The organism is Bathymodiolus thermophilus thioautotrophic gill symbiont, assembly GCF_003711265.1.
In the GTDB taxonomy this organism is placed as follows: domain Bacteria; phylum Pseudomonadota; class Gammaproteobacteria; order PS1; family Pseudothioglobaceae; genus Thiodubiliella.
Genome location: NZ_CP024634.1, coordinates 2,370,048 through 2,392,356 on the forward strand (window position 1 = coordinate 2,370,048; position 22,309 = coordinate 2,392,356).

At 37.4% G+C, this 22,309-nt stretch carries 26 protein-coding genes, 1 tRNA gene and 2 pseudogenes; 19 read left to right on the forward strand and 10 right to left on the reverse strand.

The window, feature by feature from the left end:
• Positions 1-103: 103 nt before the first annotated feature.
• Positions 104-958: a 3-deoxy-8-phosphooctulonate synthase gene (kdsA, locus tag MS2017_RS08390; RefSeq protein ID WP_071563444.1), complete on the reverse strand. Its 855-nt coding sequence runs from the start codon at positions 956-958 to the stop codon at positions 104-106.
• Positions 959-1,039: 81 nt separating this feature from the next.
• Here kdsA and trpC point away from each other — a divergent pair, with 81 nt between their 5' ends.
• The 5 genes from trpC (at position 1,040) to MS2017_RS08415 (ending at position 3,001) form a co-directional block, all read left to right on the forward strand.
• The gene (gene trpC / locus MS2017_RS08395) at positions 1,040-1,837 is read left to right on the forward strand and encodes an indole-3-glycerol phosphate synthase TrpC (protein ID WP_122951908.1); all 798 of its coding nucleotides are present in this window, start codon (positions 1,040-1,042) and stop codon (positions 1,835-1,837) included.
• Positions 1,834-2,247: an OsmC family protein gene (locus MS2017_RS08400; protein WP_071563442.1), complete on the forward strand. Its 414-nt coding sequence runs from the start codon at positions 1,834-1,836 to the stop codon at positions 2,245-2,247. The genes trpC and MS2017_RS08400 overlap by 4 nt, the downstream gene beginning before the upstream one ends.
• On the forward strand, positions 2,240-2,461 hold the full coding sequence (locus MS2017_RS08405; RefSeq protein ID WP_071563441.1) for a hypothetical protein: 222 nt from the start codon (positions 2,240-2,242) through the stop codon (positions 2,459-2,461). The genes MS2017_RS08400 and MS2017_RS08405 overlap by 8 nt, the downstream gene beginning before the upstream one ends.
• Before the next feature lie 32 nt (positions 2,462-2,493).
• Positions 2,494-2,862, forward strand: a complete 369-nt coding sequence (locus tag MS2017_RS08410; RefSeq protein ID WP_164707677.1) for a hypothetical protein — start codon at positions 2,494-2,496, stop codon at positions 2,860-2,862.
• A 46-nt stretch (positions 2,863-2,908) separates the two neighbouring features.
• Positions 2,909-3,001: transfer RNA gene (locus MS2017_RS08415), tRNA-Ser, on the forward strand.
• Between the two features lie 219 nt (positions 3,002-3,220).
• Here the strand turns inward: MS2017_RS08415 and MS2017_RS11485 are convergent.
• Positions 3,221-3,379, reverse strand: coding sequence for a hypothetical protein (locus MS2017_RS11485; RefSeq protein WP_164707678.1), 159 nt, complete (start codon positions 3,377-3,379; stop codon positions 3,221-3,223).
• Positions 3,380-3,573: 194 nt separating this feature from the next.
• Between MS2017_RS11485 and MS2017_RS08420 the strand changes: the two genes are divergently transcribed.
• From MS2017_RS08420 to MS2017_RS08430, 3 genes are all read left to right on the forward strand, one after another.
• Complete coding sequence (locus tag MS2017_RS08420) at positions 3,574-4,353, forward strand: thiazole synthase (RefSeq protein WP_071563839.1); 780 nt, start codon at positions 3,574-3,576, stop codon at positions 4,351-4,353.
• A gap of 67 nt (positions 4,354-4,420) precedes the next feature.
• Entirely contained in the window at positions 4,421-5,023 is a 603-nt protein-coding gene (locus MS2017_RS08425; protein WP_122951910.1) for a cache domain-containing protein, read from the forward strand.
• Positions 5,020-6,408: a KAP family P-loop NTPase fold protein gene (locus MS2017_RS08430; RefSeq protein ID WP_122951911.1), complete on the forward strand. Its 1,389-nt coding sequence runs from the start codon at positions 5,020-5,022 to the stop codon at positions 6,406-6,408. Before MS2017_RS08425 ends, MS2017_RS08430 begins: the two co-directional genes overlap by 4 nt.
• Positions 6,409-6,422: 14 nt before the next feature.
• Here MS2017_RS08430 and MS2017_RS08435 read toward each other — a convergent pair whose 3' ends face one another.
• Positions 6,423-7,343, reverse strand: a complete 921-nt coding sequence (locus tag MS2017_RS08435; RefSeq protein ID WP_122951912.1) for a LysR family transcriptional regulator — start codon at positions 7,341-7,343, stop codon at positions 6,423-6,425.
• A gap of 103 nt (positions 7,344-7,446) precedes the next feature.
• On the opposite strand from MS2017_RS08435, the gene metE reads away from it, so the two are divergent.
• Entirely contained in the window at positions 7,447-9,723 is a 2,277-nt protein-coding gene (gene metE, locus MS2017_RS08440) for a 5-methyltetrahydropteroyltriglutamate--homocysteine S-methyltransferase (protein ID WP_122951913.1), read from the forward strand.
• Positions 9,724-9,763: 40 nt separating this feature from the next.
• On the opposite strand, the gene gcvA is transcribed toward metE, so the two are convergent.
• Positions 9,764-10,669, reverse strand: coding sequence for a transcriptional regulator GcvA (gene gcvA, locus MS2017_RS08445; RefSeq protein ID WP_164707679.1), 906 nt, complete (start codon positions 10,667-10,669; stop codon positions 9,764-9,766).
• A 327-nt stretch (positions 10,670-10,996) separates the two neighbouring features.
• Between gcvA and MS2017_RS08450 the strand changes: the two genes are divergently transcribed.
• From MS2017_RS08450 to MS2017_RS11940, 5 genes and pseudogenes are all read left to right on the forward strand, one after another.
• Positions 10,997-11,629 (forward strand): DDE-type integrase/transposase/recombinase, encoded by a 633-nt coding sequence (locus MS2017_RS08450; protein ID WP_122951915.1) that lies wholly within the window; start codon positions 10,997-10,999, stop codon positions 11,627-11,629.
• Positions 11,630-11,635: 6 nt separating this feature from the next.
• On the forward strand, positions 11,636-12,001 hold the full coding sequence (locus MS2017_RS08455) for an integrase core domain-containing protein (protein WP_122951916.1): 366 nt from the start codon (positions 11,636-11,638) through the stop codon (positions 11,999-12,001).
• A gap of 70 nt (positions 12,002-12,071) precedes the next feature.
• Positions 12,072-12,161, forward strand: a pseudogene (locus MS2017_RS11830) (ATP-binding protein); the annotation flags it as partial.
• A complete protein-coding gene (locus tag MS2017_RS11735) occupies positions 12,141-12,428 on the forward strand; it encodes a magnesium chelatase subunit ChlI family protein (RefSeq protein ID WP_122952245.1) in 288 nt (95 codons plus the stop codon). The pseudogene MS2017_RS11830 and the gene MS2017_RS11735, both read left to right, overlap by 21 nt.
• A complete protein-coding gene (locus MS2017_RS11940) occupies positions 12,416-12,493 on the forward strand; it encodes a hypothetical protein (RefSeq protein ID WP_420886048.1) in 78 nt (25 codons plus the stop codon). The genes MS2017_RS11735 and MS2017_RS11940 overlap by 13 nt, the downstream gene beginning before the upstream one ends.
• Before the next feature lie 300 nt (positions 12,494-12,793).
• Here the strand turns inward: MS2017_RS11940 and MS2017_RS08470 are convergent.
• The 5 genes and pseudogenes from MS2017_RS08470 to MS2017_RS08485 form a co-directional block, all read right to left on the reverse strand.
• Positions 12,794-13,969 (reverse strand): annotated as a pseudogene (locus MS2017_RS08470) (IS1380 family transposase); the annotation flags it as partial.
• A gap of 324 nt (positions 13,970-14,293) precedes the next feature.
• The gene (gene glyA, locus MS2017_RS08475; protein WP_122951918.1) at positions 14,294-15,532 is read right to left on the reverse strand and encodes a serine hydroxymethyltransferase; all 1,239 of its coding nucleotides are present in this window, start codon (positions 15,530-15,532) and stop codon (positions 14,294-14,296) included.
• Positions 15,525-16,331 (reverse strand): Fe(II)-2OG oxygenase family protein, encoded by an 807-nt coding sequence (locus MS2017_RS08480; RefSeq protein ID WP_122951919.1) that lies wholly within the window; start codon positions 16,329-16,331, stop codon positions 15,525-15,527. The genes glyA and MS2017_RS08480 overlap by 8 nt, the downstream gene beginning before the upstream one ends.
• Positions 16,297-16,470 carry a hypothetical protein gene (locus tag MS2017_RS11490; protein ID WP_164707680.1) on the reverse strand — a complete coding sequence of 58 codons (174 nt, stop codon included), beginning with the start codon at positions 16,468-16,470 and terminating at the stop codon, positions 16,297-16,299. Before MS2017_RS11490 ends, MS2017_RS08480 begins: the two co-directional genes overlap by 35 nt.
• Positions 16,470-17,333, reverse strand: coding sequence for an EamA family transporter (locus MS2017_RS08485; protein WP_122951920.1), 864 nt, complete (start codon positions 17,331-17,333; stop codon positions 16,470-16,472). The genes MS2017_RS11490 and MS2017_RS08485 overlap by 1 nt, the downstream gene beginning before the upstream one ends.
• A gap of 698 nt (positions 17,334-18,031) precedes the next feature.
• Between MS2017_RS08485 and MS2017_RS08490 the strand changes: the two genes are divergently transcribed.
• Entirely contained in the window at positions 18,032-18,640 is a 609-nt protein-coding gene (locus MS2017_RS08490; protein ID WP_237731894.1) for a LysE family translocator, read from the forward strand.
• The gene (locus tag MS2017_RS08495) at positions 18,630-19,418 is read left to right on the forward strand and encodes a sulfite exporter TauE/SafE family protein (RefSeq protein ID WP_180334666.1); all 789 of its coding nucleotides are present in this window, start codon (positions 18,630-18,632) and stop codon (positions 19,416-19,418) included. The genes MS2017_RS08490 and MS2017_RS08495 overlap by 11 nt, the downstream gene beginning before the upstream one ends.
• A 117-nt stretch (positions 19,419-19,535) precedes the next feature.
• Here MS2017_RS08495 and MS2017_RS08500 read toward each other — a convergent pair whose 3' ends face one another.
• A complete protein-coding gene (locus MS2017_RS08500) occupies positions 19,536-19,853 on the reverse strand; it encodes a DUF6172 family protein (protein WP_122951922.1) in 318 nt (105 codons plus the stop codon).
• Positions 19,854-20,007: 154 nt separating this feature from the next.
• Here MS2017_RS08500 and MS2017_RS08505 point away from each other — a divergent pair, with 154 nt between their 5' ends.
• The 3 genes from MS2017_RS08505 to purE are packed head-to-tail and all read left to right on the forward strand — an operon-like array spanning position 20,008 to position 22,307.
• Positions 20,008-21,081 (forward strand): aminotransferase class I/II-fold pyridoxal phosphate-dependent enzyme, encoded by a 1,074-nt coding sequence (locus MS2017_RS08505; protein ID WP_122951923.1) that lies wholly within the window; start codon positions 20,008-20,010, stop codon positions 21,079-21,081.
• Entirely contained in the window at positions 21,020-21,799 is a 780-nt protein-coding gene (locus MS2017_RS08510; protein WP_241156923.1) for an alpha/beta fold hydrolase, read from the forward strand. Before MS2017_RS08505 ends, MS2017_RS08510 begins: the two co-directional genes overlap by 62 nt.
• A 19-nt stretch (positions 21,800-21,818) precedes the next feature.
• Positions 21,819-22,307, forward strand: a complete 489-nt coding sequence (purE, locus tag MS2017_RS08515) for a 5-(carboxyamino)imidazole ribonucleotide mutase (RefSeq protein WP_071563830.1) — start codon at positions 21,819-21,821, stop codon at positions 22,305-22,307.
• Positions 22,308-22,309: the final 2 nt, after the last annotated feature.

Below are 22,309 nucleotides of genomic sequence, written 5' to 3' on the forward strand. Positions count from 1 at the left end.
ATCCACTTGTTCACCCACTTGGTAATTTTTTAAACCCAGCCTTAGCCCTGCTAGGACAAGGTTTAAGAAAATTACCAAGTGGGCAAAAATTGAATTTTGCTAATCATCCATATTTATGCAAAGGTCTCAATTTGTTTTCTAAAAAGTCGTTTTTCTTAGTTATATTGTCCAATTCTTGCAAGGTTTTAAGTAACTCACCTATTTTGTCAATTGGCAGAGAATTGGGGCCATCACTTTTGGCGTTTTCAGGGTCGGGGTGTGTTTCCATAAAGATACCGCTAATACCAACTGCAATGGCTGCTCTTGCCAAAACTGGCACCATTTCCCGTTGCCCGCCTGAGGTTGTGCCTTGTCCACCGGGTTGTTGAACAGAATGTGTGGCATCAAATACCACGGGGCATTTTGTGCTACGCATACTCGCCAAACCCCGCATATCGGAAACCAAAGTATTGTAGCCGAATGAAGTGCCACGATCACAAATGGTAATTTTTTCATTGCCAACTTCAAATGCCTTGTCAACAACATTTTGCATATCCCACGGCGCTTGGAATTGACCCTTTTTGATATTAACCGGCAATCCTTGTCGGCAAACATTTTGAATAAAATTGGTTTGACGCACCAAAAAAGCAGGGGTTTGCATCATATCCACCACCGAAGCAACTTCATCAAGTGGCGTATCTTCATGCACATCCGTCAGCACTGGTACGCCCACCTCGTCTTTCACTTTTTGCAAAATACGCAATCCTTCCTCAACCCCTAAGCCTCTAAAACTACTGGTGCTGGTGCGATTGGCTTTATCGTATGAGGATTTATAAATAAAATTAATGCCTAAATCCTCGGTAATCTTCTTTAAATAAACAGCTGTTTCCAGGGCCAATGCCTCAGATTCAATGACGCAAGGCCCTGCAATTAAGAAAAATGGCTGGTCGATACCTACTTCAAAATCTAATAATTTCATAATTTGGATTCTATACAAAAAACTCAGCAACAATTATATTCGTTTAAAATACGGTAATAGAGATAAATTGATTAAATAGCCATGACAAACACACCTGACATTTTAAAAAGAATTATTACCCGCAAAGAAGAAGAGGTTGCCGAGTGTAAAAACAACATTTCTGTCAAGAAAATGCTTGAGGATGCTTATCAAAATCGTGACACACGGGACTTTTACCAAGCCTTAAAAAACAAAGCAGACCTTAAGCAAAATGCCATTATTGCAGAAATTAAAAAAGCCTCCCCTTCCAAAGGGGTTATGCGAGAGAATTTTGACCCTGTTGACATTGCCAAAAGTTACGAGCAAGCAGGTGCATCTTGTTTGTCCGTTTTAACCGATAAAGATTTTTTCCAAGGAGACGATCAATATTTGACCGATGTGCGTGCTGCAGTTTCCCTCCCTGTTTTACGCAAAGAATTCATTATTGACCCTTATCAAGTTTATGAGTCCAGAGTGTTAGGTGCTGATTGCATCTTACTCATTGCCGCCTGTTTAAGTGACGAACAAATGGAAGATTTGGCAATGCGTGCCATTGCTATTAACATGGATGTTTTGGTTGAAGTGCACAACCTAGAAGAATTGCAACGCACCTCTAAATTACGCCTACCTATGATTGGCATTAACAACCGAAATTTACGCACATTTAGCGTCTCCCTACAAACAACAGTTGAATTGCTAAGGGAAATTGAAAGTGATACTTTGATCATAACCGAAAGCGGCATTTTAAGCGCAGAGGATGTGGCGTTTATGCACAAACATGATATCTATAGTTTCTTAGTGGGTGAGGCGTTTATGCGTCATGACAACCCCGGCAAGGCTTTACAGGAGATTTTTATATGAAAACAACCGTTAAATGGATTGATAATATGATGATGGTTGGCGAATCTGCCAGTGGTCATGCTGTGGTGATGGACGGCCCTGAAGCATTGGGGGGTAAAAATTTAGGCATTCGCCCCATGGAAATGTTATTGCTAGGCATGGGTGGATGCACAACCATTGATGTGGTATCCACACTCAAAAAAATGCGTGAAAATATACACGATTGCCATGCTGAAATTACTGCCGAGCGTGCAGACGAACACCCAAAAGTTTTTACCAAAATCCACATTCACTTTATTGTAGCAGGTGAAAATCTCAACGAGAAAAAAGTAGCCAAAGCCGTTAGCCTGTCAGCTGAAAAATATTGCTCTGCCTCCATTATGCTTGGCAAAACTGCCAAAGTAACACACGATTTTAAAGTCCATGAATAACGCTTGGGGTTGGTTCGGCACAATAACCGGCATTACAGGTGGTTTGCTGGTGGCACTTAACTTTGAATGGTCTAAATTTGGTTATCTTTTTTTTATGGCATCAGCCATCAGTTGGATTATCCAAGGTACTAAAAATAATGACAAATCTCTAATACTGCTCAATGCCGTCTTTGTTTGTGTCAATACAGTGGGGATTTACCATTGGTTTTCTTAAAAGTATTTTTCCACATTTTGTGCCTTTGCCTATTGTCATCAAGTGTCATAGCACACGACAAAAATAACGATGCTTTGACTAAAAAAATTGAAAAATCACACCATCATTTATCCACATTTAAAATTAAATTAAAAACAGGTGTTAACACCGCTAAAATCTCAACGCAAACAAACAACAAAAAATTACTTCACTATGAGCGCCATTTAGGTACACCTAAATCTCATGAAAATAACCAATGGGGCGAATCTGAAGCAATGATTCTTGAAGCAAAAATGAAATTACAAACCATAGAAAACAAAATGAGCGTTCAAGGCAATTGGGGGCAAATAAAACTTAGAGTACAAGGCTTAAAAAGCAAAGACCCCGGTAGAGTAAAACTCAAATATCAATATGGCTTTTAAACTGTCGCAAATTGTTATTTCTTAGCGTATAATGTTGTCCTTCTATGGAGAGTTGGCCGAGTTGGCTGAAGGCGCGCCCCTGCTAAGGGTGTATAGGGTTTATCCCCTATCGAGGGTTCGAATCCCTCACTCTCCACCATATTATTGCAAAAAATGCCTTTAAATCAACATTTAAAGGCATTTTTGTTTCTAGTTTTTAAAAAAAAATACACCACTTAAAACCCTTACATCTTACCAAATATTCAAAAAATCAGAGTTTTTCATCAAGTGCCTGAACACTTGATAGGCTACTCCCTTTTTTTTCAATAATAGCGATAATTAACACATCATCAATGTGGCATATAGCACTTTGAAAAAGTCAGAATAACCCTGTGAGACCTTTGCATAAATATGGGTGATTAGCAAAATTCAATTTTTGCCCACTTGGTGATTTTCTTAAACCTTGTCCTAACAGGGCTAAGACTGGGTTTAAAAAATTACCAAGTGGGTGAAAAGTGGACTCTTGATGATTATTCATATTTATGCAAAGGCCTCTAAGAGTTGTAATTTCTATAAAACCTATCCTAGTAGAACTAAAATTGGCTTTATAAAAGATTACAAATGAGCGAAAGTTGGCCTTTAGTTAATATTAATGTCTAATGTAAAAATGATATTAACGAAAATCGGGTAAAATTTTCAACTTGCTTTATTTATATATTAAATTATTTTACTATGACCGATACCCCTTTAATAATCGCTGGAAAAACTTACCAATCTCGCCTCCTGGTTGGCTCAGGTAAGTACCAAGACCTTAACGAAACCAAATTGGCAACCGAGGCAGCAGAAGCCAACATTATCACCGTTGCTATTCGCCGCACCAACATTGGGCAAGATAAAAATGAACCCAATTTATTGGCAGTTATCTCGCCAGAAAAATACACCATTTTGCCCAACACAGCAGGCTGTTACAACGCCAAAGATGCCGTGCGCACTTGCCAATTGGCTCGTGAACTTTTGGGTGGTCATAATTTGGTTAAACTTGAAGTTTTGGGAGATGAAAAAACCCTTTACCCCAATATTGTTGAAACCCTATCTGCTGCACAAACACTGGTCAATGACGGTTTTGATGTCATGGTTTACACCAGCGACGACCCCATTGTCGCCAAAGAATTAGAAAACATCGGCTGTTGTGCCATTATGCCGCTCGCCTCACTCATCGGCTCAGGTCAAGGCATTGCCAATCCCGCCAACATCAAACTCATTAAACAACACGCCAATGTCCCTGTTTTAGTAGATGCAGGTATCGGCTGTGCAAGCGATGCCGCCAAAGCCATGGAACTCGGCTGCGATGGCGTATTGATGAACTCAGCCATTGCCAACGCCACCCACCCAATTTTAATGGCAAGCGCCATGAAACACGCTGTTATTGCTGGTCGAGAATCTTTTCTTGCAGGTAGAATGATGAAAAAAGCCTACGCTTCCGCTTCATCGCCAATGGAAAATTTAATTTAAGGCATTTACATCAACATTTTGTCAGGGTGAACAATTATTAAAAAAAATCTAACACGGAACTTATAAAATGAAAAACACAATAAAGAAATTACTCTTAACACTTGTATTGATTTCTCCTGCCTATGCCACTATCAATCACACAATACCCGAAATCCTCGCACAAACAGACAAAATGGCAAAAGTAGCACAAGCCATACTAGAAAATCCGGAGGTTTCTGATACTGATATAAAAAGTCTTGTCTACAGATTCGTCCTCTTTGATGAAAAAATTTACGGCTCAGCATTAGCATTTAATCCTGATGTTTTGTCAAAATACCCTAGACTAAGTGCCGAAAAACACAATGGTCATCTTTTATACAGCCCTTACATGTATCGCAAAACCCCCTCCTCTTTATCGTTCATCAACATTGGACACATTCGCCCCAATCAAGGTTACGATTACACCACCAAACAATGGTACGCCAAACCCGCAAAAACTTCACAACCTGGATGGAGTGATGTGTACATAGACACGGGGGCTGGCAATGTCAAAATGCTTACTTATTCGGTGCCTGTAGAAAATTTGGCGGTTTTCACTTTTGATTTGACGGGCTCACAAGAAAACAAAGAAAAAATCCAAGCGCTCAAGCATAAATTTAAGATAAAACGCAAAGGCTCATTAAAAAGATGATAACCACCAATAAGCCGATAGAAATTTCAGAGGATGATATATTTGTAAATGATTGCTTAGATAGAAAAGAGGTCGTAGAGGATTTATCTTGCTTAATCAGCTCTAGCACCCAACCTTTTGTCTTTAGCGTTAATGCTGATTGGGGCTCAGGGAAAACTACTTTTGTAAAATTATGGAAAACCCATTTGGAAAAAGAGCATGGAGTCAAAAGTGTTTACTTTAGTGCGTGGGAAGATGATTTTACCAGCGACCCATTAATTGCAATATTGGGGGAATTGGACGCTTATATTAAAAAAAACAATGGTGACTTAGAGGGCGAGTTAAAAAATGTTAAAAAAACAGTCGGTAAAATTCTTGGCAATACTATGCCAGCAATATTCAAAGGAGTGGCAAAAAAAGTGATTGGTAACGATGCCGTAGATCAAATTGTGACTGATTTTATAGAAAGTTCTGCTACTGTGCTTATTGATAACTATCAAACAGAAAAAACAGCCTTAGAAGAATTTAAAAGATCCATTACCGAGATATTGCAAAAAATAAACAAAGGTAGTCCTTTTGTTATTTTCATTGACGAATTAGACCGATGCAGACCGCTTTATGCCATAGAATGCTTAGAAAGAATTAAACATATATTTGGCATTAAACATTTGGTTTTTGTGCTGTCAATTGATAAAAAAAATTTAGCAGAGTCTATCAAGTCTCAATATGGCAATATAGATACTGATAACTATCTAAGGCGATTTATAGACCTTGAATTTGATTTAAAAAACCCTAGTGTTGATGAATTTTGTGATGTTTTAGAGAGAAAATTTCAGTTGAATAACATCATTGAAGAGAAAATATCTAATACTGGGGGTGCAAAATATTATTATTTACCTACAATAAAAACACTTGTTATAGAGCTTAACTTGTCATTAAGGCAAGTAGAGCAAATTTTTACCAAATTACAAATTGTTTTTAAAACTACCAAATACGGAGTGCCTTATGGGCACTTTTTGGTATTGGCTTTATTTGAAACCTTCAAAACTTATGACAATGATTTGTACTTTGGTTTAATAAATGGAAAAGAAGAGGCTGAAAATAAAATTAAAGAGTTGATAGAGGCTATAAATAACGATGACTTAAAGTATTTTAAAATTTTAATTATCATAATTATTGGCTCTATGAAACTTGACGACACTTCCTTGTATAAATTTATAAAAACACAGCTTGAACCGCCTTCAATAGAAGATAATTATAATTCTATTTTCTTTTATGGGGCATTAGAAGAGTTGTTTATTAACATATATTCTATGTCTAAAAGATTTAGGAATCCTGCAAGCAATCAAATTATAAAAACCGCAATAAAACAAATAGCCTTTACCGATAAATTCAATCTTGACTAATGCAAAGCCAAAGATTATGTTTCTACAAATGGTATAACTGATGTTTGAGTAACACTGGCTATTTTCTTGCCAATACCAATAAAATGTTGCATATAAGAAATATCCCTATCTTGCTGCCTCAAAATTGCAAATAATTTTTGCTCAAGCCCATGCTTTATATAGATTTTTTGCAAGGACATTGTTTCAATAAATTCATCTGCTAGCCATTCTGGCAAGACACACACGCCTCGCTCAAGGGCGGTCATTTGTAGCATCAATTCAATAGATTCAATTTTTTTAATGTGCTTGGGTTTGATGTGTGCTGGGTTTAGGAATTGTGTCAAAATATCAAGTCGTTCTAGGGGGACGGGGAAGGTTAACAAGGTTTCGTTAATGAGGTCTTTTGGCGTGATTGTGGTTTTGGGTGCTAACGGGTGCTGGTTGGCGACTAGAAGCACTAGATTGTATTGTGCAAGTGTTTCGGTGTGGATGTCTGCTTGCTTTTCTATATCGGGTGTAATGAGGATGTCGATGTGGTGATTGAGCAGCCCTTCGTGTCCGGAAAATTGGAATTTGTTGATAATTTCTACTTCTACATTGGGCATTTTTTGTAGAAAAACACCAATGACCTTGGTGAGCCATTTATAACAAGGATAACATTCAACACCGATGCGCAAAACACCTTGGCGACCTTGGGCATAAGCGGTTAAGGTTTTTTCAGTTTGCGACAAAATGGGTAAGAGTTGTTGTGCTGTTTGCAATAACAATTCACCTGCTTTGGTTAAACGCAGCCCCCTTCCCTCTCGTTCCCAAAGTGCAATGCCGAGTTTTTCCTCCAAATAACGAATTTGGTGGGACAAGGCGGATTGGCTTAAACACAATACATTGGCAGCATTCGTTAACGAGCCACTTTCATATAAGGTTTGGATGATTTTTAGATGTTTGAGTGTTATCATTGTAATTGATGAGTTTTTCTCATAGATAAGTTAAAAACAATCATTTTACTTCATATTAAAGCCCTTATAAAATAACCCACTTTATAAACATTAAGGCACGCTCATGGTTACAACACACAATCTCGGTTTTCCACGCATCGGCAAGCAACGGGAATTAAAATTTGCTTTAGAAAAATATTGGTCAAATGCCATTTCTCAAGAGGAATTATTACACACTGCTGCTACCTTACGCCAACAACACTGGGACAATCAAAGTCAACTTGATTTAGCACCTGTGGGAGATTTTTCTTTTTATGATCAAGTTTTGGACATGAGTTTTTTATTAGGCAATGTGCCAAAACGCGCTGAGAATTTATCAGACAATACATTGGATAATTATTTTCGAGTAGCACGCGGACGGGCTGCTGCCAATGAATCTGATTGCACTTGTATTCAAGCGGGTGAAATGACCAAATGGTTTGACACCAATTATCATTATATTGTGCCTGAATTTAGTCATGACACTCATTTTGCACTCCAAGCACAACACTTACTTGCGCAAATTACCGAGGCGCAAACGCAAGGGGTAAAAACCAAGCCTGTCGTTATTGGTCCAGTCACTTATTTGTGGCTCGGTAAGTCTAAAGACGACACCAGCAAACTGGATTTATTGGAATCACTGGTCAAAGTGTATGTGCAATTGTTTGATGAATTGGCAAACCTAGGTGTGGAATGGGTGCAAATTGATGAACCGATTTTAGTCACGGAATTAACACCAGATTGGCAAGCAGCATTTAAGCAAACTTATGCCACTTTAGCACACAGCCCAGTTAAATTACTGCTGGCAAGTTATTTTGGCACTTTGCAAGACAATTTAAGCCTTGCTTGCAATTTGCCAGTGGACGGATTACATATTGATGCAATTAACGCCAAAGAGGAAGTACAGACGGTGATTGACACACTGCCTAAGGATAAAATTCTGTCTTTGGGCATCATCAATGGTCGCAATATCTGGAAAACAGATTTGAGCGCCACATTGTTGTGGTTGACGCCTATTTTCCAGCAATTAGAAGACAGATTGTGGCTAGCACCTTCTTGTTCATTGCTACATGTGCCTGTTGATTTAAACAGCGAGCAAGCGCTGGATACAGACATCAAATCATGGCTTGCCTTTGCTGTGCAGAAGTTAGCAGAACTCAATATATTGGCACAAGCATTAAATCAAGGGCAAGCCAGTGTGACTAAGGAAATAGCCAAAAATATTGATGCCATTAACGCCAGAAAACACTCCCCCCTTGTGCATAATGCCGAAGTCAAAGCGCGTGTTACTCAAGTCCACGACACACTTGGCAACCGTAATACCGATTATGAAAGCAGGGCAAAAATACAAAGTAAGAAATTTAATTTACCTCTGTACCCAACCACAACCATCGGCTCTTTTCCACAAACGCTAGAAATTAGACAAGCCAGACGCGATTATAAATCAGGCAAATTATCAGAAGAAAAATACACCCAAGCAATGCAAGCAGAAATCCGACACTGCGTACAAGTGCAAGAAGAATTAGACTTAGATGTCTTGGTGCATGGCGAACCTGAACGCAACGACATGGTGGAATATTTTGGACAACAACTCAATGGCTACACCTTCAGCCAATTCGGCTGGGTGCAATCGTATGGTTCTCGTTGCGTCAAACCGCCGATTATTTTTGGCGATGTTTCTAGGTCAAATCCAATGACAGTAAACTGGGCAACCTACGCCCAATCACTCACTGACAAACCCATGAAAGGCATGCTAACTGGCCCGGTAACAATGCTCAATTGGTCATTTGTGCGTGACGACCAGCCTCGTTCAGCCACTTGTTTGCAGTTGTCTTTTGCCATTCGAGATGAAGTATTAGACCTTGAAAAAGCCAATATCAATATCATTCAAATTGACGAAGCCGCACTCCGAGAAGGTTTACCATTACGCAAATCTCAATGGCAAGCCTATCTTGATTGGGCAATTGAATGCTATCGAATTAGTGCCAATGGTGTTAACGACGAAACCCAAATCCACACCCACATGTGTTATTCAGAATTTAACGATATTATTGCTGCAATCGCACAAATGGATGCAGATGTAATTACCATTGAAACCTCTCGCTCGGATATGGAATTACTAGATGTGTTTGATGAATTTGATTACCCTAATGAAATCGGTCCTGGTGTTTATGACATTCACTCCCCTAATATTCCTACGGTTGATGCCATGGTTGAACTCATGCAAAAAGCCGCCCAACGCATCCCTGCCAAAAGGCTGTGGGTCAATCCTGATTGTGGCTTAAAAACCAGGCATTGGAATGAAGTTCAACCGGCACTAACCAATATGATTCTTGCCAGTAAACAACTTCGAGCGCAATAATATCATTTGGTTTTTTGGGCAACTGCTTAACCAAAAAAAATCAATGGCAAGCGGATAAAATCCATTGTTCAAATTTTTGGATATTTTTATTGCTACCATATGATTTTGGGTAAACCAAATGGTATCCGGGGGATTTAAGAGCCTTGTTTTTGTAGATTTTAACCAATTGACCCGCCTCCAAATCATCGGACACTAACATACTTCGGGCAATTGCCACCCCTTGTCCAGCAATGGCAGCTTGTAATACTAAATGTGACTGGCTGAGTGTGAGTGATTTATTGTTTTTAATATCAACTTTGAGTAATTTGGAAAAATCATCCCAACTGGGTTCAATAAAGATACCGTATGCCTCAAATACACAATCAACGGAATCATGAATTAAGGTGTGGTGCTGTAGGTCATTAGGCTTGTTAAAATTGTATTTTCCCGTGAGTAATTTAGGGCTGGCGACCAAAAACATATCTTCATCCATCAAAAATTTTGCCGTCAAATTTGCATGATGCTGATACCCAAAACTGATGCTTAAATCGTCATGTTTAAAATTACTTAGCCCCAAATGTGCATTAATGTGGATGTCAATATCAGGGTGTTTTTGGTTAAAATCGTTCAAACGAGGGATAAGCCATTTAATGGCAAGCGATGGCAAAATACTGATGGTTAAAATACTTTTCTTTGAATTTTTATTCAGTTTTTCTAAAGCATTACTTATCCCGTTCAAGGCAATATTAACAGGATTTTGCAAGGCAATACCTTGTTCTGTTAATTTTAGTTGCCTATGTAATCTATGAAACAGATCAAACCCAAGACGCTGCTCTAACAGTCTAATCTGCTGGCTTACCGCTGCTTGGGTAATGGAAAGTTCCTCTGCTGCTTTAGAAAAACTCAGGTGTTTAGCAGCAACGCCAAAGGTGTTTAAATTATTAAGTGGGGGTAGTTTTTTATTCATTTGCATAAGTATATCTTATGCTAAACATAAGTTTTTATCATTTGTCAAAATAACTTTGGGCTTATAATGGTCGTTTTTATAAAACCCCAACAATTTCAGACAACAATTTAATTTTCCTTATTCCAAACCCGTTAAACTAAACAAAAAAATCGGAGTAAAAAAATGAGTAAAAAACGAACTAAATACACCTCTGCATTCAGGACCAAACTCGTGCTTGAATTATTGCAAAACGAACAAACCTTAGTGCAGATTGCTAGCAAGCATAACATCCTTCCTCGGAACCTACAAAATTAAAAGAAAACCTTTCTTGCTAACGCAGAAATTGCCATGGAGCCCTCTAAAGCTGTTAAAGAATACAAAGAAGAACTTGTCAAAGCACAGCAACAGAATGAGCGTCTAACTACCCTAGTAGGCAAAGTAACTGTAGAGAAGTGGTTGGCAAAAAAGCTAAAAAGCTTGGACTCATCTAATCTCAAGCAGTTAGTTGATTTCAAGCCATCTTCATCTTCTTTATCCGTTAATTATCAATGTCAATTATTGAGCATTAACAGAAGTGGCTTATATTACAAACCAAAAACAAACGATACTAAGCAAACCATCAAAAACCACATTATCAAAGTATTTGAACGCATACCTATTTACGGCGAGAAAAAAGTACACCAACAATTACTTGAAGACGGCTACAAAGTAAGTCTAAACACGGTTGCACGCTATCGTCAAGAACTGGGCTTAAAAGCAGTATTAGCAGTCAAACAAGTTAATACAACCATATCAATCAAAACGCATAAGAAGTACAGTTACAAGCTTCTAGACCTTGGTATCAATCATGCCAATCAAGTTTGGTCTACAGACATTACTTATATCAAGATTGCAGGCGGTATGGTGCATATGGCAGCCATTATTGATTGGTATTCTAAAGCGGTGCTATCACACAAGATATTCAATACTATGGATTCGTAGTTAGTGATGAGTATACTCAATGATGCTTTAGAAAAGCATCCACATCCAGAGATATTTAATACCGACCAAGATAGCCAATACACCAGCGAGATACACATTAAACGGCTAAAAGATTTAGGTATTCAAATATCTATGGATGGCAAAGGCAGAGCCACAGATAATATTTGCATTGAGCGCTTTTGGCGAAGTGCAAAATGCGAAAGGTTTTATCTGAACGAGTATCAATCTATTCGTGAGTTGATCGTTGATGTAGATGATTATATTGAGTTTTACAATCATCAAAGATTTCATGAAACATTGGGGTGCAGAAAACCAATGGATGTGTATCGGGAGAGTGTAAAATTAAATCAAGAAAAAGCGAAGGCTTCTTAAGTTGGGCTATATAAGAAATTTTAAAAAGTTGTCAGGGTTTTTGGGGTAATGTAACGGCACCGCAAAATGCCACTGCACCGAAGACCAAATCACCAAGTACAAGAATAAAATATCAGGCCCACTCTTAGATAGAATTGACATGGTGCTTACCGTACCACCGCTACCAAAAGAAGCGCTATTTGGCCAAACAGATACAAGTGCTGAATCAAGCAAAATAATACGTAAGCGTGCACTCAAAGCCTATGAAAAACAAATCCAAAGACAAGGTAAAACCAATGACAAGCTCGCCCCCGATGAAATCGATAAACTCATTAAGCTAGATAAAGCCAACAAACAATTATTAGAGCTGGCAATTGATAAATTCCACCTATCTGCCAGAGCGCCTACCACCGCATCCTCAAAGTCGCCAGAACCATTGCAGATTTAGACAATGAGAACAGTGTCAATACCCAACATCTCACTGAGGCGATTAGTTATCGTAGAAATAATTAATGTTTGTGAAGTTTTCCAAAAAACTGGATACTAAATTGTTATAATTTAGCGTTCAGTTTTTTGACTGGAGTGAGTGATTTAATCACTTATCCCAAATCCAAAAATAGAACTACCAATACCAAAAAAAAATTCCCAACCTAAAAAAAACCATTTTCCAACCAACACCCCATAAATTCTACCAACAACACCCCAATCAACACCCCATACACCTGTTTAAACATTTTTTTCATCGGTTTTCTGATTTTTAGACGAGTGCTATTCTTAATAAAAAGAGGACTTGCAATTATAAAGAGAAGTTATTTAAATCAACAACGACTTAAATGTCTTGATACTACTCAGTACTTGATTAAGTAAGTCGTAATATTGTGATTGACATTTAATAATAACTTGCCTGCCATGCAAAACAACTTTAGTAGCAATACTGTAGAGACGATGACGCACGTACTTTGCTCTTTTGTTGACAAATTCAAGGGGAAGCAGTTGGCGCATTAAAGCAAACAAATTATAAGACAAACTACAAATATCAAAATACAAGGCATTGGCATTAAAATCCCCACAAGGCATTTGTTTTGCACCAAAGTCATTTTTTAATTCTTTGATACGGTTTTCACTACTTTCGCCCCGTTGATTGTAAAAATAGACAATTTCACTCTCACTCAAGCCATCAAGATTGGTAGCAATGGCTCGATAAGTGTATTGCCCATTGGTAATTTGATTCAGATCTTGGGCGGTATCAGTGTCTAACTCTAACTCCATCTGCCCTTTACACATTTTTCTTTGTACAATCAAGTTAAAAATCTCACCCTTCTTACCGATATAATGTTGCATTCTGAAGGTCTCTTGTCCTTGAATGACTTTGCCTTGTTTGTCAGACAAAGCCTGCCACTGGTTGTCTTTATCAATAATAATGTCTTTGAAGGATTGACACATCTTTGCACGAATGGCAAAGCCAATATTTTGACCGACACAATAGTCAATAATTTTGGCTTGATAACCTGCAGCATCTATTCTAAGTTTGTTAACTTTAACACTGCTAGGCAAGGAGGATTGACAATGTTTGATAAAACCAAGGTTGTCCGTATTTGGGGAAACATTGCCTGCCCTGAAGTCCGTGGCAACAATTTGCCCTGTTTGTGCAATGTGTCCTACCATTGGCACATATCCTTTGTTTTTGTTATAAGTCCACTGGGCATCCGCTTTATTGGCAATTACCTCAGAGGCATCAATATCAAGGGTAATATTTTTACAATGGCACAAGGCTGACTTAAGTACAGTTTTGTTGACTTCAGACAAGGCTTTAATACCTCGATTGTCTTTACCCAAACGCTTAAGCCAAATACCGATACTTTGTGGTGTTGGCATTTGTTGATTAATGACAAGACGCAATGGTTTATCTTTAGCAATATGGGCAACATCATCTAAACACTGTCCACCTTCATGTTGGCTTAATATTAGGGTGTTAATAAAGACCGAGGCTTTGAATGCGTGATTACTGCCAAGGCCTGGAAAGTGTTAGTCGATAGTGTCGGACAAGTCCAGTGCATTGATTGTATGGGCAGTGGCAAGCAGTCCAATACGAGAAGTTAAAAGTTCATTGGTGGTATCAAGTTTGTCGTTTAAAATGTTCATAAATGCAATAAGGTTTGGTTGTATAAAAAGGATATGGTTATCTTTGTATTCACCCGTTGGGTGAAGTGGTTTTTTGGTTGAAACTATTATACCAACTGGGCTTTCTGTATTTTTTTAATTTCTATATTTAGATTGGGGCTTATTAACCCTAATTATTTTGCACATAATTTGTTAAATATCAGATAACGGATATTTTGCACATAATTGCAACACTTTATTTTTAACTTCAAGTGTATCATATTTTTTTTCTAATGTATCTGCAATTATATTTGCAATCTCCATAAAATCAGCTTCTTTTAACCCTCTTGTAGTCATGGCAGGGCTGCCAATTCTTAGCCCGCTTGTTACAAAAGGACTTTCTTTATCATTTGGTACAGAATTTTTATTTGTTGTAATATTGACTTTAGATAACAACAGTTCTGCCTTCTTGCCACTGATTTTTTTATTTGATAAATTTATTAAAATTAAATGATTTTTACTATCTTTGCTTACTATGTCATAACCTCTATCAACTAATACACCAGCCATTGCTTTTGTGTTTTTTAACACTTGCTCTTGATACACTCTAAAACCTGGTTCCATTGCCTCTTTAAAAGCAATTGCTTTTGCTGCAATAACATGCATCAATGGACCTCCTTGTAAACCAGGAAAAGTCAAAGAATTTATTTTCTTTTCAATTTCAATATTAGATTTTGCCAATATCAAACCGCCCCTTGGACCTCTTAAGGTTTTGTGTGTTGTCGTTGTTGTTACATCCGCAATATTAACAGGAGATGGATATAGTTCAGTTGCTACCAAACCTGCAATATGGGACATATCTACCAATAAATATGCGCCTACTTTATCCGCTATATCTCTGAAAATACTCCAATCAATAATTTGCGAATATGCAGAAAACCCTGCAATAATAAGCTTAGGCTTATGTTTAATTGCCAATTCTTCAACTTCATTGTAATCAATAAAACCTTGAGAATCCACACCATATTGAACAGCATTATAAAACTTTCCACTAAAATTAACACTTGCCCCATGGGTTAAATGACCTCCCTCATTAAGACTCATTCCTAATATGGTATCACCTATATTTAGTAACGCTGCAAATGCTATAAGATTCGCAGAAGATCCACTATGTGGCTGTACATTAACATAATCCGCATTAAAAAGTTCTTTTGCCCTGTTGATGGCTAAATTTTCAGCAATATCTACGTATTCACAGCCACCATAATACCTTTTGCCAGGATAGCCCTCTGCATATTTATTTGTTAAAACTGAGCCTTGTGCTTCTAATATATTTTTTGATACAAAATTTTCCGATGCAATCAGTTCTAAATGCTCTTCTTGTCGCCTCTCTTCTGACTGAATGCATTTGTATATTTCTTGGTCATATTTTCTAAGACTTTTTTCATTCATAATTACCATCCTTGTTTTTATTATTTCCATATATTCTTATAAGCCATCTTTCGTTCCCATTAAAACATGTTTTAAAAGAATCTCTAGAATGTATTGTAAGCTGATTGTTAAATAACAACATATCTCCTTCTGTCAACACTATTCTAGACTTTGGAAATTCATCAATTGTTTTTTTTAAGTAAGAAAAAGCATCTTTTGCCAAAGTTGTCATGGGTTTAACGTTATGCATATCAAATCTTGAAATATAGGTGTTTTTATACTTTACAAGTAAAGGGACAATTCTATTTGATTGATTTGAAAATGACTCTGGTGAATTGACTAAAAAATTGTTTTTTAGTAGTTCTGTTGTCACTTCTTTGGGCAAAATATTAACAATATCTTTTAACATAATTATGTTTGTAGAGACATCATATTGTGCTCTTTGTGACAAAAGTCCTAATATTTCTGGCGCTCTTTCAATTTTACTATTTTCATCACAATTTTCACTCATTAGAAGCAAATGAGGATTGTCCACATGCGTGCCAAATGCATATTTATAGCCTTGAGAGCCAATTTGACCCTTGATACTTTCAGATGGAACAACATGCCTAATAATTCTATCACCATTCTCTCCTTTGACAGAAAAAGGTTTTAAATTTAATAATTCATACAAACCAACAAAAAAGGATACACTTTCACTTATTTCACACTCATCAATATATCCACTAGTTGGTGTAGGTTTTTTAATATATGGTGTAGGGCATCCTCTTATCAGTACGATAGGGTTATCTGCATATAAGCCACGCTTTATTTTCTCCACCCCCCCCTAACTCTCTTTGAACCAAAGAAGCACACTGTTTTATGATATTTGTGTTTTCCATGTCTTTTTCAGATTTAATTTTTGCCAATTTATTTATAAGTGTAGTGGTACTATTGTATGACAATTCAAGTACTTCCATTATTCACCCCTTTTTACCTTTTTAAACATAAATATAACCAACCCAAACATTACTACAAGAAAAGCAATAATTTTTTCTATATTTACAACTTCTTCAAATATTAAATATGATCCAAGTAAGCCAAATATTGGGACTAGCAATGATAATGGTGCAACTAAAGAAACAGGGTGTTTTACCAACAATGAGTTCCATATGTAATATCCAAATAAAGTTGTTATATAAGATTGAAATAGAATGGAAAATACACCCACATAATTTGTATTAAGTGCAGTTACAAAAGGATCGGCGCCTTTTAAAATAAAAGTCATTATAAATAATGGTATTGGAGAGAATAAACAAGCCCAAACAACAAAACTAAACATATTTGCTGGCTTGTATTTCTTAATTATCACATTGCTAAAAGCCCAAGCAAAGGCAGCACTAAAAATCAATACTATAGATAATAAGGGCGTGTTGCCGTCACTTGATGAAACTATGTAAAGTAAGCCTAAAATTGACACCAACATACCTAAATATTGATTTTTAGATAAAGATTCTTTGAAATAAATGCGTCCAAATACAACCGTAATAAATGCTGTGAATTGAAGTAATAATGATGCTAAACCCGCAGACATTCCAACATAAATTGATAAATTAACCACCCCCCAAAGACCGAAACCAAACAATAATCCGTATATTGCTAACACATACAATGGTATGTTCGGTCTTTTTATAAAAAAAACTAATGGTATCGCCACTAAAGAAAATCTTAATCCTGCCAGTATAAAAGGATCAATTGTTAATAATCCTAATTTAATAATGGAAAAATTAACACCCCAAATGGCCGCAACCAAAACCCCAAGCGATAAATCTCTAAATGGCATATCTTTACCTTTTATTCTATTAAAAACAGCATTATAAAATCGAAATTTATTTTTACAAACGATAAAATCTTATGCTTATCATAAGATATACTTATGTGAATGAAAAATAAGTCGCTACCACTCCCGACTTCCGCACTTTTTTTTCAAAAACCCCACCACAAAGCCATTCCTTAAAAAAATAGGGCACTACATCAATACTTCTCCAAAATATAAGGTGTTGTCTTAATCTTAACCCCCATTAGTTGATATATCTTTCTAGTATCTTTTTTAATTGCTGATGGCATTGCACATTTAATTCTTTTTTCTTCTGAGTTTAAAATACTGGTTTGTACAGATATCTGTAATGGTATTATTAAAACCTTTGGTAAATATAAATTTTCTAATCAAATCTTTTGTGTTTTTAACACAGTGATTTCATCCTTATATTCTTTAGTAGCCTTTGCAGGCTCCATGGTAAGTCTGCGTTTGATAAAAATGTCTTCCAATTTTGGATGTTTTTAGGGGTGATATTGTGATAACTCTTGCTATTTGAGGCCTTTGTATATAAACTATGAATAATCATCAAGAATCCACTTTTTACCCACTTGGTAATTTTTTAAATCCAGCCTTAGCCCCTGCTATTTAATGAGTTTTTGGATGAAAAAGGTGCTGTTTTATACTTTTCATAAATTGTATTGGGGTTTTTGGAGGTGCCCTAAATGCAATCAATGAATTTTCAATACTTTTTATTATTTTTTGGCTTAATGTTCCCCTTGGTTTTTAGCCCCGGTCCTGCCAATATAGTTTTTACCATGGCAGGCATTAAACAAGGCGTTAAAAAATCTATCCCGCTCATAATAGGGGTTAATCTGGTCTCTATCCTGTATTCGCTACTCATTGGCTTTGGCTTAGGTGAGGTTTTAAAACATTATCCTGAATTAATGACTATTTTGAAAATAGTGGGTGCCCTATATTTGGTTTATTTGGCTTATAAATTTATTAAACCACGCCAACGACAAACAAGCGTTAAAAACACCTATACTTTTTGGAATGGGGTTATTCTGCAAGCGCTTAATCCCAAAGGATTTTCAATGCAACTGCTAATGTTTTCAGTGTTACTTGATGGCAGTTTCAAGCAAATAGAACAAATATTTTATTTGATATTTATGCTGGCTATTTTAAATATTTCCACCCATTTTACTTGGATACTCATAGGCAACAGTCTTTCTCAATGGATGAGCAATCCAGTGACAGAAAAAATCCTGAATTATCTATTTTCCAGTACATTACTACTCATCGCCATTTGGATTGTCTTGTATGTTCATTGAGGGCTCATTGTTAGCAGATTATTTGCTCATAGGCATATTAGTCTTGGTGCTTGCCTCTTTTATTGCTGGATTTTTAGATGCAGTGGCTGGTGGTGCAGGATTAATTTTAGTACCAGCATTTATTTTAACTGGCATGCCGCCACAATTAGCATTGGGGCAAGAAAAACTTGTTAGCACACTAGGCACATTTTCAGCCATTTATAACTATTTTAAAGGTGCTAAAATTATTTGGAAAGTCGTGATATATGGCATACCAACAGCACTAATAGGCGCTTATATTGGTGGCCAAGTTATTTTGTCTATTGACGAGTCCATCGTTGGAAAAATCATCTTTTTCTTAATCCCCATTGGCTTGCTTTTTTCTTTTATACCAAAGCACAGTAAAAACGATGGCGTTTATCAACCCAGTCAAACAGACATTTTCATAATTCTGCCATTGGTATGCCTTGTAGTCGGTTTTTACGATGGATTTTTTGGCCCCGGTACAGGCAGCATTTTAATCCTAGCACTACATTTTTTGATTCGTATGCCTTTACTTGAATCCTCAGCAACCTCTAAAATTTTTAATTTAGCCTCAAATATAGGCGCCTTTACCGCCTTTTTTATTGCCGGAAAAATGGCGTTCATTATCGGCATACCCATGGTTTTAGCAAGTATTGGCGGTAATTATGTCGGCAGTCACCTCACTCTAAAAAGTGGCGATAAAATAATTAAGCCGTTAATATTTACCACAATTGCTATTTTATTTATCTCACTTGGTCTTAGATATATTTGGTAATTTTATTAAACCTTGTCCTAGCAGGGCTAAGGCTGGGTTTAAAAAATTACCAAGTGGGTGAAAAGTGGATTCTTGATGATTATTTATATTTATGCAAAGGTTTCTATGCATAAAAATTTACTCTAAAAAATCTTCAACCACTTCTTCTTTAGCCTGCATAACTCTCACACCCGGCTTGGCTAGCACTTCTAAAAAGAAGGTGTCTAAGCCTTCTACATCGGCCTCTGAAATAACTTTGTTGATTTCGGAAATATGAATGGTGTCAGAGGAGGCTTCATTGGCACCGTAGCGGCAATCAAAATCCCAAAAATCTACCTTTTCAGGTAACTTTTTATTGCGCTCGCGTTTGATGTATTTTTTAAGTTCGTATTTAATTGCTTCGACCACTCGGGGTCTTTTCTTTTTAGGGTGTACGAAACTAAATGTCTTTTTCATAATAACTGGATAATAAATTAATGAGGAAATAGATTATACGCACTTAACAACCTTTGAGACCCCTGCATTAAACATAGATGCTGAATGTAGGAATCTCATATTAGCAAGAAACAAATTGAGACAAATATGGGATTGAGGGGTTAAAATACCTTGCATGAAATTTACCAACACCCTGACAGAACTCAAAAATCAACATCTTTATCGGCAGGCTAAAGTCGTTGATAACACTTGCGTGGATTTTTGTTCAAATGATTATTTGGGATTGAAAAATCATCCTCAGGTGATTGAGGCATTTAAACAAGGGGCGGATGAATATGGGGTGGGGTCTGGTGCGGCGCATTTAATTAGTGGACATACTCAGGCACATCAAAAATTGGAAGAAGCATTGGCTGATTATTTGGGTCAACAAAAGGTGTTGTTATTTTCAACGGGGTATATGGCGAATATTGGGGTGTTTTCTGCGCTTAAAGATGAACTTGATTGGGTGCTGCAAGACAAACTTAATCATGCGTCACTGATTGATGCGAATCATTTAATTGGTTTGCCTCTTCAGCGTTATTTGCATAATAATGTTGAATCACTAAGGAAAAAAACAGACAAACAAACTGGGCAGGGGTTGATTGTTACGGATGCTGTCTTTAGTATGGATGGCGATCAGGCGGATATGGGTGCATTGGATAAAATCGCACAACAATCAAAGGCACTGTTAATGCAGGATGATGCGCATGGATTTGGCGTGTTTCAGGCGCATATTCCGCAAAATTCGATTTATATGGCAACATTGGGAAAGGCGGCAGGCACAATGGGGGCATTTGTGGCAGGGGATGAAGATTTGATTAATTTTTTAGTGCAAAAATCACGCCCTTATATTTATACCACGGCAATTGCGCCGGCTTTGTGCATTGCCACCTTGAAAAGTTTGGCGTTGATTAAACAAGGTGATCAGAATGCTAAATTATTAAATAATATTCAGTATTTTCAGCGTCTTGCTGGCACGCTAGATTTACCCATTAAAGCCTCCAATAGCGCCATTCAACCCCTTGTTGTAGGGAGTAGTGAAAAGGCAATTTACCTTGCAGAAAAGTTATTAAGTGCAGGCTTTCATGTTGGCGCTATTCGTCCGCCGACTGTGGCAAAAGGCACAGCGCGTTTAAGAATAACACTCAATGCCAACCACACGCAACAGCAAATTAATCAATTGCTCACTCGGCTTAAAGATGCTTTATAGTCATACGGTTGGACAAGGGCAAGCGTTGGTTTTGTTGCATGGCTGGGGATTTAATGCCGAATTATTCAATGCATTAATTGCGCAATATAAAAACCAATATTGTATAACTGTGATTGACTTGCCGGGTCATGGAAGGAGTGACGAAGTTAAGGGAGGAATAAAGGAATGGTGTACTGAAATTATTAAAATTTTGCCCAATAATCCAATATTACTCGGCTGGTCGCTAGGGGGATTATTGGCAATACATATCGCCAATAAAATCAAAATATCGGCACTTATATTGGTCGCTGCTACCCCTAAATTTGTGCAAACCGATGACTGGGTTTATGGCATTGATGCGAATAATTTTCATCAATTTTCTGATGCGTTAGCACTCAACCTGTCCAAAGGCTTAAAGCGTTTTGTTAGTTTGCAAACCAACGATAAAGCGCAACTTAAAATACTCAATCAATCTATTGATGCACTACCTGCAAGCGCCAAGGCGCTCAACCAAGGCTTAGAAATTTTATTAAACAGTGATTTTCGCCCTCAATTCAAGCAACTCAAAATACCCGTGCAAATCATTCTAGGCCATCGCGACACGCTGGTGCCTGCTAATATTGCACATTGGTACGAACGCCTTACAACTTCAAACCCTAGCGTCAAAGTGTTGGTGACCATACTTGATGCAGGACATTTGCCTTTTTTACATCCAGATTTTAAGTTGCGTATAATTTAGGGAAATTTTGGAGGAAAAAATGAAGGCACTTGTTGGAGTTATTATGGGGTCAAAATCTGATTGGCCAACGATGAAAAACGCAGTAGAAATGCTGGAGCAATTTGGCATTCCGCATGAAGTCCAGGTGGTGTCCGCACATCGAACCCCTGATTTGATGTTTGAATACGCCAATACTGCCAGTGAACGAGGACTTAAAGTCATTATTGCAGGAGCAGGTGGGGCAGCACACTTGCCTGGTATGGTGGCAAGTAAAACCATTGTGCCTGTGTTGGGCGTACCTGTGCAATCACGCGCACTTAGTGGGCACGATTCTTTGTTGTCTATTGCACAAATGCCGGGGGGTATTCCTGTTGGCACATTGGCAATTGGTGAGGCGGGTGCAAAAAATGCAGGCATTCTTGCTGCGCAAATTATTGCCAATGAGAATGAGGGGGTAAAAGAAAAGGTTTCTGCTTTTAGAGCCAAACAAACGCAGGATGTTTTAGACAATCCCAATCCTAAAAATTAAGG